Annotated in this window: 10 protein-coding genes; 6 read left to right on the top strand and 4 right to left on the bottom strand. The window is 59.1% G+C overall.

Translation table 11 applies throughout. The features are described 5' to 3' along the window. Positions 1–86: 86 nt before the first annotated feature. Genes fhuA through fhuB form a run of 4 tightly spaced genes read left to right on the top strand, consistent with a single transcriptional unit; the run spans position 87 to position 6,047 of the window. On the top strand, positions 87–2,333 hold the full coding sequence (fhuA, locus tag AC3WS9_RS17865; protein ID WP_492489643.1) for a ferrichrome porin FhuA: 2,247 nt from the start codon (positions 87–89) through the stop codon (positions 2,331–2,333). Between the two features lie 47 nt (positions 2,334–2,380). Continuing rightward, positions 2,381–3,178 carry a Fe3+-hydroxamate ABC transporter ATP-binding protein FhuC gene (gene fhuC / locus AC3WS9_RS17860; protein ID WP_282491694.1) on the top strand — a complete coding sequence of 266 codons (798 nt, stop codon included), beginning with the start codon at positions 2,381–2,383 and terminating at the stop codon, positions 3,176–3,178. Next, positions 3,178–4,068, top strand: a complete 891-nt coding sequence (fhuD, locus tag AC3WS9_RS17855; RefSeq protein WP_285153791.1) for a Fe(3+)-hydroxamate ABC transporter substrate-binding protein FhuD — start codon at positions 3,178–3,180, stop codon at positions 4,066–4,068. The genes fhuC and fhuD overlap by 1 nt, the downstream gene beginning before the upstream one ends. Continuing rightward, the gene (gene fhuB / locus AC3WS9_RS17850; protein WP_492489640.1) at positions 4,065–6,047 is read left to right on the top strand and encodes a Fe(3+)-hydroxamate ABC transporter permease FhuB; all 1,983 of its coding nucleotides are present in this window, start codon (positions 4,065–4,067) and stop codon (positions 6,045–6,047) included. The genes fhuD and fhuB overlap by 4 nt, the downstream gene beginning before the upstream one ends. Positions 6,048–6,143: 96 nt before the next feature. Here the strand turns inward: fhuB and hemL are convergent, their stop codons facing one another. Next, positions 6,144–7,424 (bottom strand): glutamate-1-semialdehyde 2,1-aminomutase, encoded by a 1,281-nt coding sequence (hemL, locus tag AC3WS9_RS17845; protein ID WP_285145970.1) that lies wholly within the window; start codon positions 7,422–7,424, stop codon positions 6,144–6,146. 179 nt (positions 7,425–7,603) lie between these two features. On the opposite strand from hemL, the gene clcA reads away from it, so the two are divergent. Next, on the top strand, positions 7,604–9,004 hold the full coding sequence (clcA, locus tag AC3WS9_RS17840; RefSeq protein WP_492489639.1) for a H(+)/Cl(-) exchange transporter ClcA: 1,401 nt from the start codon (positions 7,604–7,606) through the stop codon (positions 9,002–9,004). An 85-nt stretch (positions 9,005–9,089) separates the two neighbouring features. Beyond that, positions 9,090–9,434 (top strand): iron-sulfur cluster insertion protein ErpA, encoded by a 345-nt coding sequence (gene erpA / locus AC3WS9_RS17835; RefSeq protein WP_100777570.1) that lies wholly within the window; start codon positions 9,090–9,092, stop codon positions 9,432–9,434. 134 nt (positions 9,435–9,568) lie between these two features. Here the strand turns inward: erpA and AC3WS9_RS17830 are convergent, their stop codons facing one another. Genes AC3WS9_RS17830 through mtnN form a run of 3 tightly spaced genes read right to left on the bottom strand, consistent with a single transcriptional unit; the run spans position 9,569 to position 11,709 of the window. Next, positions 9,569–10,192: a TRIC cation channel family protein gene (locus AC3WS9_RS17830; RefSeq protein ID WP_282491699.1), complete on the bottom strand. Its 624-nt coding sequence runs from the start codon at positions 10,190–10,192 to the stop codon at positions 9,569–9,571. A gap of 28 nt (positions 10,193–10,220) precedes the next feature. Further along, on the bottom strand, positions 10,221–11,018 hold the full coding sequence (gene btuF, locus AC3WS9_RS17825) for a vitamin B12 ABC transporter substrate-binding protein BtuF (protein WP_285153800.1): 798 nt from the start codon (positions 11,016–11,018) through the stop codon (positions 10,221–10,223). Continuing rightward, positions 11,011–11,709, bottom strand: coding sequence for a 5'-methylthioadenosine/S-adenosylhomocysteine nucleosidase (mtnN, locus tag AC3WS9_RS17820; RefSeq protein WP_282491701.1), 699 nt, complete (start codon positions 11,707–11,709; stop codon positions 11,011–11,013). Before mtnN ends, btuF begins: the two co-directional genes overlap by 8 nt. Positions 11,710–11,721: the final 12 nt, after the last annotated feature.

Genomic DNA, 11,721 nt, shown 5'->3' with positions numbered 1-11,721 from the left:
GCCGCCAGCGTTTCGCATATTATTCTGCGGTCATAATAATAATTCTCGTTTACGTTATCATTCACTCTTTCATCAGAGATATACCAATGGCGCTCAAAACTGCTCAGCCAATGAGTCCTTCGCTGCGTAAAATCGCAGTCGTCGTAGCCACAGCGGTAAGCGGCATGTCTGCTTTAGCACATGCGGCTGAAACCCCTAAAAAAGAAGAAACCATCACCGTCACCGCGGCGCCTGCTGCGACGGAAAGTGCATGGGGACCGGCGGCGACCATCGCGGCGCGTCAATCTGCGACCGGGACCAAAACCGATACGCCTATCCAGAAGGTGCCGCAGTCTATTTCTGTGGTGACTGCCGAAGAGATGGCGCTGCACCAGCCACGCTCGGTGAAAGAGGCGTTGAGCTACACCCCAGGCGTTGCCGTTGGCACGCGTGGCGCATCGAACACCTATGACTATCTGGTGATCCGCGGTTTTGCGGCCGATGGTCAGAGCCAGAACAACTACCTCGACGGTATGAAGATGCAGGGCAACTTCTATAACGACGCGGTAATCGACCCTTATATGCTAGAGCGCGCGGAAATCATGCGTGGTCCGGTTTCTGTCCTGTACGGAAAAAGCAGCCCAGGCGGTTTGCTGAACATGGTCAGCAAGCGCCCGATGACGGAGCCGCTGAAAGAGATCCAGTTTAAAGTCGGCACCGACAGCCTGTTCCAGACCGGGTTTGACTTCAGCGATGCTATCGATGATGACGGCGTGTACTCCTACCGTCTGACCGGCGTGGCGCGTTCCAATAACGCCCAGCAGGAGCGTGCAGAAGAGCAGCGTTATGCCATCGCACCGTCGTTCTCCTGGCGTCCGGATGACAAAACTAACTTCACCTTCCTCTCTTACTTCCAGAATGAGCCAGAAACCGGCTACTACGGCTGGTTGCCAAAAGAGGGGACGGTTGATCCGCTGCCAAACGGCAGCCGTCTGCCGACCGACTTCAACGAAGGCGCGAAGAACAACACCTATTCCCGTAACCAGAAAATGGTGGGATACAGCTTCGACCACGAGTTCAACGACACCTTTACCGTGCGTCAGAACCTGCGCTTTGCTGAGAACAAAACCTCGCAAAACAGCGTCTACGGTTACGGCGTCTGTTCCGATCCAGCGAACAGCTTTAACAAGCAGTGCGCGGCGTTAGCGCCAGCGGACAAAGGCCATTATCTGGCACGTAAATACGTGGTGGATGATGAGAAGCTGCAAAACTTCACCGTCGATACCCAGCTGCAGAGCAAATTTGCTACCGGCGCGTGGGATCACACCCTGCTGACCGGCGTTGACTTTATGCGTATGCGTAACGACATCAACTCCTGGTTCGGCTACGACGACTCCGTACCGCTGCTGGATCTCTACAACCCGGTGTACACCGATTTCGATTTCAATTCGAAAGATCCGGCGAACTCCGGTCCGTATCAGGTTCTGAACAAGCAGAAGCAAACGGGTCTGTACGTTCAGGATCAGGCGCAGTGGGATAAAGTGCTGGTCACCTTAGGCGGTCGTTACGACTGGGCCGATCAGGAGTCCTACAACCGCGTGGCGGGTACGACTGCCAGCCGCGATGATACTCAGTTCACCTGGCGTGGCGGCGTTAACTACCTGTTTGATAACGGCGTAACCCCGTACTTCAGCTACAGCGAATCTTTTGAACCGTCATCACAGACTGACGCACAGGGTAAACCGTTCGCACCTTCTAAAGGTAAGCAGTACGAAGCCGGTGTGAAATATGTGCCGAGCGATCGTCCTATCGTGTTGACCGGTGCGGTCTACCAGCTGACCAAAACCAACAACCTGATGGCTGATCCTGCGGGCTCCTTCTTCTCCGTTGAAGGCGGCGAAATCCGCTCCCGCGGCGTGGAAATCGAAGCCAAAGCGGCGCTGTCTGCGAGTGTTAACGTGGTCGGGTCTTACACCTACACCGATGCGGAATACACCACCGACACCAACTACAAAGGCAACACCCCAGCGCAGGTGCCAAAACACATGGCTTCCCTGTGGGGCGACTACACCTTCTATGATGGCGCGCTGTCTGGCCTGACCCTGGGTACCGGCGGACGTCTGACCGGCTCCAGCTACGGCGACCCGGCGAACTCCTTCAAAGTGGGCAGTTACACCGTTGTCGATGCCCTAGTGCGTTACGATCTGGCGCGCTTTGGTATGGCGGGATCGAACGTCGCGGTTCACGTCAACAACCTGTTGGATCGTGAATACGTCGCGAGCTGCTTCAACACCTACGGCTGCTTCTGGGGTGCTGAACGCCAGGTTGTCGCCACGGCGACCTTCCGCTTCTAATCTCTTTTCGGGCACGGTTCGCCGTGCCCTTTAACAAGTTGGCCACTATGCAGGAAAATAAAACGCACTCCGATACCACGTTTGCGCTTGATAACACCTCCTTTCGCGTCCCTGGACGCACGCTGCTGCATCCGCTCTCTTTGACATTCCCTGTCGGTAAAGTCACGGGCCTTATCGGTCACAACGGTTCTGGTAAATCCACACTGCTCAAAATGTTGGGTCGCCATCAGCCGCCGTCCGAAGGGGAGATCCTGCTCGACGGGCAGCCGCTCGACAGCTGGAAAAGCAAAGCCTTTGCCCGCAAGGTGGCCTATCTGCCGCAGCAACTGCCGCAGGCCGAAGGGATGACCGTGCGCGAGCTGGTAGCGATTGGACGTTATCCGTGGCACGGCGCGCTCGGGCGTTTTGGGGTGGCCGACAGAGAGAAAGTGGAAGAGGCGATCGCACTGGTGGGACTAAAACCGCTGGCGCATCGTCTGGTGGATAGCCTTTCGGGCGGCGAGCGTCAGCGCGCGTGGATTGCGATGCTGGTGGCGCAGGACAGCAACTGCCTGCTGCTCGACGAACCGACCTCGGCGCTGGACATCGCCCATCAGGTGGATGTCCTGGCGCTGATCCATCGCCTCAGCCAGCAGAAAGGGCTGACGGTGATTGCCGTTCTGCACGATATCAACATGGCCGCACGCTACTGCGATTATCTGGTGGCCCTGCGCGGCGGCGAGATGATTGCTCAGGGCACGCCGTCTGAGCTGATGCGCGGCGAAACGCTGGAACTGATCTACGGTATTCCAATGGGTATCCTGCCTCATCCTGCAGGGGCTGCACCGGTGAGCTTTGTGTATTGATGCTGGATCCAACTTTGATAAGTCGTCGTCGGTTACTGACGGCGCTGGCGCTTTCGCCACTGCTGCTAAAAATGAATACCGCGCGCGCGGCAGCCATCGATCCACACCGCATCGTGGCGCTGGAGTGGCTTCCGGTTGAGCTGATGCTGGCCCTGGGGATCGCGCCCTACGGCGTCGCGGATATTCCCAACTACAACATGTGGGTCAACGAGCCGAAAATCCCGGCTTCGACTATCGACATCGGTCTGCGCACCGAGCCGAATCTCGAGCTGCTGACCCAGATGAAACCTTCTTATCTGGTCTGGTCTGCGGGCTACGGCCCTTCGCCGGAGACGCTGGCGCGCATCGCGCCGGGGCGGGGCTTCACCTTCAGCGACGGGAAAAAACCGCTGACCATGGCGCGTCACTCGATTAACGAAATGGCCCAGCTTCTGGACCGCGAGGCGGCGGCAAAAGAGCACCTCGACCATTTCGACCATTTTATCGACTCCCTCAAACCGCGCTTTGCCGCGCGCGGCGACCGTCCGTTGCTGATGGTCACGCTGCTGGATGCGCGTCACGTGCTGGTGTTTGGCAAAAACTGCCTGTTCCAGGAAGTGCTCGATCGTTTCAATATTCCGAATGCCTGGGAAGGAGAGATGACCTTCTGGGGCAGCACCACCGTCGGCATCGACCGTCTGGCGCAATTCCGCGATGTAGATGTGCTCTGTTTCGATCATGGCAATGACCGCGAAATGCAAAAGCTGATGGCGACGCCGCTCTGGCAGGCGATGCCGTTCGTGCGCGAGCAGCGATTCCAGCGCGTGCCTGCGGTGTGGTTCTACGGGGCGACGCTGTCGGCGATGCACTTTGCCCGCGTGCTTGACGGTGCGCTGGGAGGCAAAGCATGAAGTCACGGATCGCACTTTTCCCGGCGCTGTTACTGAGCGTCGTTTTCGTTGTCGCACTGGTTTTAACCTGGTCGAATCTGTCGATTGCCCTGCCGCGCGCGCAGTGGGGCCAGGCATTTTCCGTTCCGGATATCGATAACATCCAGCAGATGCTGTTCCACTACAGCCTGTTGCCACGCCTGGCGATTTCGCTGCTGGTGGGCGCAGGGCTGGGGCTGGTCGGCGTGCTGTTCCAGCAGGTGCTGCGTAATCCGCTGGCGGAACCGACCACGCTCGGCGTCGCCACCGGCGCACAGCTCGGGATCACCATTACCACGCTCTGGGCGCTGCCCGGGGCACTCACCAGCCAGTTCGCGGCGCTGGCGGGCGCCTGCGTGGTGGGCGCGCTGGTGTTCGGCGTGGCCTGGGGAAAACGCCTTTCTCCGGTGACGCTGATTCTGGCCGGTCTGGTGGTGAGCCTCTACTGCGGGGCGATCAACCAGCTGCTGGTGCTGTTCCATCACGACCAGCTGCAAAGCATGTTCCTGTGGAGTACCGGGACGCTGACCCAGACCGACTGGAGCATCGTTCAGCGCCTGTGGCCGCAGCTGATCGGCGGCGTCTTACTGACCTTGCTGCTGCTGCGTCCGCTGACCCTGATGGGGCTGGACGACGGCGTGGCGCGCAATCTCGGACTGGCGCTTTCCCTGGCGCGCCTCGCGGCGCTGACGCTGGCGATTGTGCTCAGCGCGTTGCTGGTGAATGCTGTTGGGATCATCGGCTTTATCGGGCTGTTTGCGCCGCTGCTGGCGAAGATGCTCGGCGCGCGCCGTCTGCTGTCGCGCCTGATGCTGGCCCCGCTGATTGGGGCGCTGATCCTCTGGCTATCCGATCAAATCATTCTCTGGCTGGCGCGGGTGTGGATGGAGGTCTCGACCGGCTCCGTCACCGCCCTCATTGGTGCGCCGCTCCTGCTCTGGCTGCTGCCGCGTCTGCGCAGCATGAGCGCCCCGGCGATGGACGCCGGGGATAAAGTCTATGCGGAACGGCAGCACATTCAGTGGTTTGTTCTGACGGGCCTGATCGTGCTGTTGATCGTCGCCTGGATCGCACTCTCTCTGGGACGTGACGCCAGCGGCTGGCACTGGGCGACCGGCCCGATGCTGGATGAACTGATGCAGTGGCGCTGGCCGCGTATTTTCTCGGCGTTGATCGCAGGTGTGATGCTGGCGGTGGCGGGGTGCATTATTCAGCGTCTGACCGGCAACCCGATGGCGAGTCCGGAAGTGTTAGGCATCAGCTCCGGCGCGGCGTTTGGCGTGGTGATGATGCTGTTCTTCGTGCCGGGCGACGCCTTTGGCTGGCTGATGCCTGCGGGGAGTATCGGTGCCGCCGCGACGCTGATGATCATTATGATCGCCGCCGGACGTGGAGGCTTTTCACCGCACCGGATGCTGCTTGCCGGGATGGCGCTGAGCACCGCATTTACCATGCTGCTGATGATGCTGCAGGCCAGCGGCGATCCGCGTATGGCGCAGATCCTGACCTGGATTTCCGGGTCGACCTACAAAGCGACAGGCGCGCAGGTGTTCCATTCCGGGATCGCCATGGTGTTGCTGCTGGCGATCACGCCGCTGTGCCGTCGCTGGATGACCATTCTGCCACTGGGCGGTGAAACCGCGCGGGCGGTTGGGGTTGCGCTGACGCCGTCGCGGGTTGGATTGTTGCTACTGGCCGCCTGTCTGACCGCCGTCGCGACCATGACCATCGGGCCGCTGAGCTTTGTTGGCCTGATGGCGCCGCACATCGCGCGCATGATGGGCTTCCGCCGCACGATGCCGCATATCGTGATGTCGGCGCTGGTCGGTGGGATGATGCTGGTGATTGCCGACTGGCTGGGCAGGATGGTGCTGTTCCCGTATCAGATCCCGGCAGGGCTGCTGTCGACCTTTATCGGGGCGCCGTACTTTATTTATTTGCTGAGGAAGCAGAGCAGGTAATAAAAAGCCGGGTGGCGCTAACGCTTACCCGGCCTACAGGAACGGCATGGTTTTGTAGGCCGGGTAAGGCGAAGCCGCCACCCGGCAAAGACAAACTCAAAGCTTCGCAAACACCCTGCGCGCCGCGTCGATGGTGTTGTTGATATCCTCTTCGCTGTGCGCCACCGACATAAAGCCTGCCTCGAACGCCGACGGTGCCAGATACACACCCTCTTCCAGCATCAGGTGGAAGAAGCGCTTAAAGCGCTCAACGTCGCACTTCACCACGTCCTGATAGCAGGTCACGGTTTTCGCATCGGTGAAGAAGATCCCGAACATCCCGCCGACGTGGTTCACCACCAGCGGAATCCCCGTCTCTTCTGCGGCTTCCAGCAGGCCGTTTGCCAGCTGCGTGGTCAGATCGGTCAGGGTTTCGTGAATTCCCGGCTGCGCCACTTCAGTCAGACAGGCGAAACCGGCGGCCATCGCAATCGGGTTACCGGACAGCGTTCCCGCCTGATAAACCGGGCCGGTTGGGGCCAGAGCTTCCATCACGTCTTTACGTCCGCCGAATGCGCCCACCGGCATACCGCCGCCGATGATTTTGCCCAGACACGTCAGATCCGGTACCACGTCGTAGTAAGACTGGGCACCTGCCAGCGCGACGCGGAAGCCGGTCATCACTTCGTCGATGATCAGCAGCGCGCCAAACTCGTCGCACAGGGCGCGCAGGCCCGGCAGGAATTCCGGCTGCGGTGGAATGCAGTTCATGTTACCCGCGACCGGTTCGACGATGATGCAGGCGATCTCCTGCGGATACTGCTCGAACGCGGCGCGAACCGTGTCCAGGTCGTTATAGGTGCAGGTCAGGGTGTGTTTGGCGAAATCCGCTGGCACGCCCGGAGAGTTCGGCTGGCCGAGGGTCAGCGCGCCAGAACCGGCTTTCACCAGCAGGCAGTCGGCGTGGCCGTGGTAGCAGCCTTCGAATTTGATGATTTTGTCGCGGCCGGTAAAGCCACGCGCCAGACGAATCGCGCTCATGGTCGCTTCCGTACCGGAGTTCACCATGCGCACCATGTCCATGGTCGGGACCAGTTCGGTCACCAGCTCCGCCATTTTCACTTCCATCTCGGTCGGTGCGCCGAAGCTCAGACCGCGCTGTGCCGCTTCAATTACCGCGTTGCGGATGGTCGGGTGGTTATGACCCAGCACCATCGGACCCCAGGAGCCGACATAATCGATATAGGCTTTGCCATCCACATCGTACAGATACGCGCCGTCCGCACGTTCGATAAACAGCGGCGTGCCGCCGACGCCGGTAAAGGCGCGAACAGGGGAGTTCACCCCGCCTGGGATGAGTTCGCGTGCAGCACTGTAGAGGTTTTCAGACTTACTCATAGCGTCGTTCCTGGTTCGTAGAAAAGGGTTAAGCCAGCTATTCTAAGGGATTCGCCAGACGTTATAAAATTTTTGCCCGCATGATCCTAAACAATTGTTAAGGATTTTTCAGGCGACGGGCGGCGTCAGGGGCTTTAAAATCTCCTGCGTTATTTGTATGACCAATATAAGAACCCCAGATGACAGCAGAAAACTCCTCTTTTGAAGAACAGCAATTTGCGCGCCGTCGCCGTCGGGACAGCGTCCGACGCTTACTGAATCGCGATAAAACCCCGCTGATGATCCTGGTGGCGGCAGCGGTGGTCGGAACCCTCGCCGGGCTGGTGGGCGTGGCGTTTGAGAAAGCCGTGAATGGCGTTCAGAACTGGCGCATCGGCACCCTCGGCGGCGTGGCGGATAACCCGTGGCTGCTGTGGTCGCTGGCGTTTGGGCTGTCGGCAGTGCTGGCGATGGTCGGCTATTTCCTGGTGCGTAAATTCGCCCCGGAGGCGGGCGGGTCCGGCATTCCTGAAATCGAAGGGGCGCTGGAAGAGTTACGTCCGGTGCGCTGGTGGCGCGTCATTCCGGTCAAATTTATCGGCGGGATGGGCACGCTCGGGGCGGGAATGGTGCTGGGGCGCGAAGGGCCAACGGTGCAGCTCGGCGGGAATATCGGACGCATGGTGGGGGATATTTTCCGCATGCGCAGCGGCGAAGCGCGGCATACGCTGCTGGCAACCGGGGCGGCGGCAGGGCTGTCGGCGGCCTTTAACGCGCCGCTGGCCGGGATCCTGTTTATCATCGAAGAGATGCGCCCGCAGTTTCGCTACAACCTTATTTCGATCAAGGCGGTCTTCACCGGCGTGATCATGTCGAGCATCGTGTTCCGCATTTTTAACGGCGAATCGGCGGTGATTGAGGTGGGGAAACTCACCAATGCGCCGGTGAATACGCTGTGGCTGTATCTGATCCTGGGGATGATTTTCGGCGTGCTGGGGCCGCTGTTTAACTTCCTGGTGCTCAAAACCCAGGATTTGTTCCAGCGCATTCATGGCGGGAATATTACGAAGTGGGTGCTGATCGGCGGTGTGCTCGGCGGCCTGTGTGGCGTGCTGGGCGTGATCCAGCCGGGTTCGGCGGGCGGTGGGTTTAGCCTGATCCCTATCGCCATGGCGGGGAATTTTAGCCTCGGCATGCTGCTGTTTCTGTTTATTTTTCGCGTAGTGACAACGCTGCTCTGTTTCTCGTCCGGCGCACCGGGCGGCATTTTTGCCCCGATGCTGGCGCTGGGCATGTTGCTCGGCACCGCGTTTGGCATGGCCGCTGCCGCAGGATTCCCGGCGTATCAACTGCAGGCCGGAACCTTTGCGATCGCCGGAATGGGCGCGCTGCTGGCGGCCTCTTTGCGCGCGCCGCTGACCGCCATCGTGCTGGTTCTCGAGATGACGGACAATTATCAGCTCATTTTGCCAATGATCATTACCTGTCTCGGCGCGACACTATTAGCCCAATTCCTGGGCGGAAAGCCGTTATACTCCACTATTCTTGCTCGTACTCTGGCGAAGCAGGAGGCGGCACTGGCTGAGAAGCAGAATACTTGAATGAATTACCAGGGTATTAGATAATGAAAAAAAGAATTGGATGTTTTTTAATCCGATTCAGTAGCAGTATTCATGGGAGCAAAAAATGAGTGATGACGTAGCGCTGCCGTTGCAGTTTACCGAAGCAGCAGCCATTAAAGTGAAAAGCCTGATTGCGGATGAAAATAATCCGGAGCTGAAACTGCGTGTGTATATTACCGGCGGCGGTTGCAGCGGCTTCCAGTATGGTTTTACCTTCGACGATCAGATCAACGACGGAGATATGACGATTGAGAAGCAGGGCGTCGCGCTGGTCGTTGACCCGATGAGCCTGCAGTATCTGGTTGGCGGCGCGGTGGATTACACCGAAGGCCTGGAAGGATCGCGCTTTGTGGTGACCAACCCGAACGCGAAAAGCACCTGCGGGTGTGGTTCTTCGTTCAGCATTTAATGCCGGATGCGCTGCGCTTATCCGGCCTACGGGTAAGTGCAGAAGGGTGCGGCCTGATGCCCTCACCCCGGCCCTCTCCCACAGGGAGAGGGAGAAAACACTAAAAACAGCAACCATGGGTTGCTGTTTTGCTTTTACCTTCCATTTTCATCCAACGCAAACGTCGGCAATTTTAGATGCCAGCGAATGGCCGCCAGACGAATCACCAGCGTGACCACCATGCCGATCATCGCCGCGGTTTCCAGCTCAACGCCAAAGGTGTAGAACGCTGTCGCGTGAACGATGCCGCCGATAATACAGGCGGTGGCGTAGATTTCGGTGCGCAGAATCATCGGGATTTCGCGGGCCAGAATATCGCGGATAATCCCGCCGCCGACGCCGGTCAGGACGCCCATGCAAATCGCCACCAGCGGACCGGTTCCCGCCATAAAGGCTTTATTGACGCCGATCCCGACAAACACCGCCAGGCCGACGGCATCCAACACCGGCAGGATCCATTTCGGTAAACGGCGCGGCTGGCGTACCAGCACGATCGTCAACAGACAGGTCACCATCGCCACCACCAGATCCGTGGGATCTCTGACCCAAAACACCGGGCCATGATCGAGGGCCATGTCGCGGATCGTACCCCCGCCGACGGCCGTCACTACGCCGAGCACTAACACGCCAAACGGATCCATGCGCAGCTTGCCCGCAAGCAGAACGCCGGAGATAGCAAAAACGGCTGTGCCAAGGATATCCAGCCAATAAACGAGCATTTTTCAATCCTCAGACGATGAGGGTTAATTACTGGCTCTGCGCGAGGGCAGAGCAGAGTTGTTTTGCGGCGAGGATAATACGCGGGCTTGCGCGTTCAAACCAGTCACTGTGCAGGGCTATAACCGGAATTTTTAGCTGGCTTTGCCAGAATTGTTCAATTTTCGGAATCTCACTCGCATTCCCAATCACCACAATGGCCTGTGGCTGACGCGCCAGCACCTGTTCGCGGCTGACCTGCGGCCAGGGAACGCGGCTGGCGGCAAAGATATTTTCACCGCCGCACACCTCCAGAACCTGGTTCTGGATTGAGCCTTTTCCGGTGGTAAACAGCGGCTGACTGCCAAACTGCAGGAACACGCGCTTTTTATTGGGTGTGTCGTACTTCGCCTTGAGGGCAGCATAGTCGTTCAGCAGTTGCTGTGCGGCCTGTTCGGCCTTTTTCGGCGTTGGGCTCCAGGGGGCTAACTCGCGTAACGCCTGCGCGACTTGCTCAATGCTGATGGCATCGACCCACAGCACTTTGATGCCCAGTGAGGAGAGTTGATTGACCTGCCGCTCGGCATTCCCACCGCGCCAGGCCAGCACCAGATCCGGTTTGAGCGCCACGATCCGCTCAAGGTTCATCCCTTGCCAGGTCGAGACCTCTTCAATCTTTTTCGCTTCGGGTGGGTAGTCGGAAAAGCTGCTGACGCCCACGGGGGTGATCCCGGCAGCAAAAGCCAGTTCCGTATTGGCGGGGGAGAGGGTAATGACTCGCGGCGCAGCGAAAAGCCACGCCGGGGCCAGCAAAAAGAGGGCGACCAGCGCCCTTGAAAACTTAGCCACGCGCCAGTTTCTGCACCAGGGTTTCGACCATGATGGTGGACTGTTTGGCGGCAACCGCCAGGAACTCGTCGAAGCTCAGGTGGGATTGCTGATCGGCCACGTCGGAGATGGCGCGAACCACCACAAACGGCACGTTGAAGTTATGGCACACGTGTGCAATCGCGGTCGCTTCCATTTCTACGGCAATCGCCTGCGGGAAGTTGTGGCGGATTTTCGCCAGGCCCACGGAGCCGTTGATAAAGGCGTCGCCGCTGACGATCAGGCCGCGCACGGCGTTCAGGTTCAGCTCGGCGATGCAGCTTTCTGCCGCAGCAATCAGTTTATCGTCGGCTTTAAAGCCTGCCGGACAGCCAGGCAGCTGGCCGTATTCGTAACCGAATGCCGTCACATCGGCATCGTGATAGCGCGCTTCATCGGAGACCACGATATCGCCCACTTTCAGCGTAGGAGCCAGACCGCCAGCGGAACCGGTGTTGATGATCACATCCGGTTTGCAGCGCTCAAGCAGCAGGGTCGCGCCCAGTGCTGCCGCCACTTTACCGATGCCTGATTTCAGCAGAGCGACGTCAGTCCCGTTCAGCTGGCCGGTGTAGATTTCACACCCACCCAGAGAGAGCGTCTGACAGTTCTCAATTTTGTCACGCAGGAGCGTAACTTCTTCTTCCATTGCACCAATAATGCCGATTTTCATAGATTTACTCGC

Source organism: Lelliottia sp. EB106-05-01-XG201, assembly GCF_058791735.1.
Note: the sequence above shows the minus strand (reverse complement) of the source record. Positions and strands in the feature narration are given on the sequence as shown.

Excerpts from the sequence above, each read along its gene's own strand:
- fhuC (WP_282491694.1), top strand. The coding sequence starts at position 2,381 with ATGCAGGAAAATAAAACGCACTCCGATACCACGTTTGCGCTTGATAAC.
- erpA (WP_100777570.1), top strand. The coding sequence starts at position 9,090 with ATGAGTGATGACGTAGCGCTGCCGTTGCAGTTTACCGAAGCAGCAGCC.
- fhuB (WP_492489640.1), top strand. The coding sequence starts at position 4,065 with ATGAAGTCACGGATCGCACTTTTCCCGGCGCTGTTACTGAGCGTCGTT.
- fhuA (WP_492489643.1), top strand. The coding sequence starts at position 87 with ATGGCGCTCAAAACTGCTCAGCCAATGAGTCCTTCGCTGCGTAAAATC.
- hemL (WP_285145970.1), bottom strand. The coding sequence starts at position 7,424 with ATGAGTAAGTCTGAAAACCTCTACAGTGCTGCACGCGAACTCATCCCA.
- mtnN (WP_282491701.1), bottom strand. The coding sequence starts at position 11,709 with ATGAAAATCGGCATTATTGGTGCAATGGAAGAAGAAGTTACGCTCCTG.
- clcA (WP_492489639.1), top strand. The coding sequence starts at position 7,604 with ATGACAGCAGAAAACTCCTCTTTTGAAGAACAGCAATTTGCGCGCCGT.
- fhuD (WP_285153791.1), top strand. The coding sequence starts at position 3,178 with ATGCTGGATCCAACTTTGATAAGTCGTCGTCGGTTACTGACGGCGCTG.
- AC3WS9_RS17830 (WP_282491699.1), bottom strand. The coding sequence starts at position 10,192 with ATGCTCGTTTATTGGCTGGATATCCTTGGCACAGCCGTTTTTGCTATC.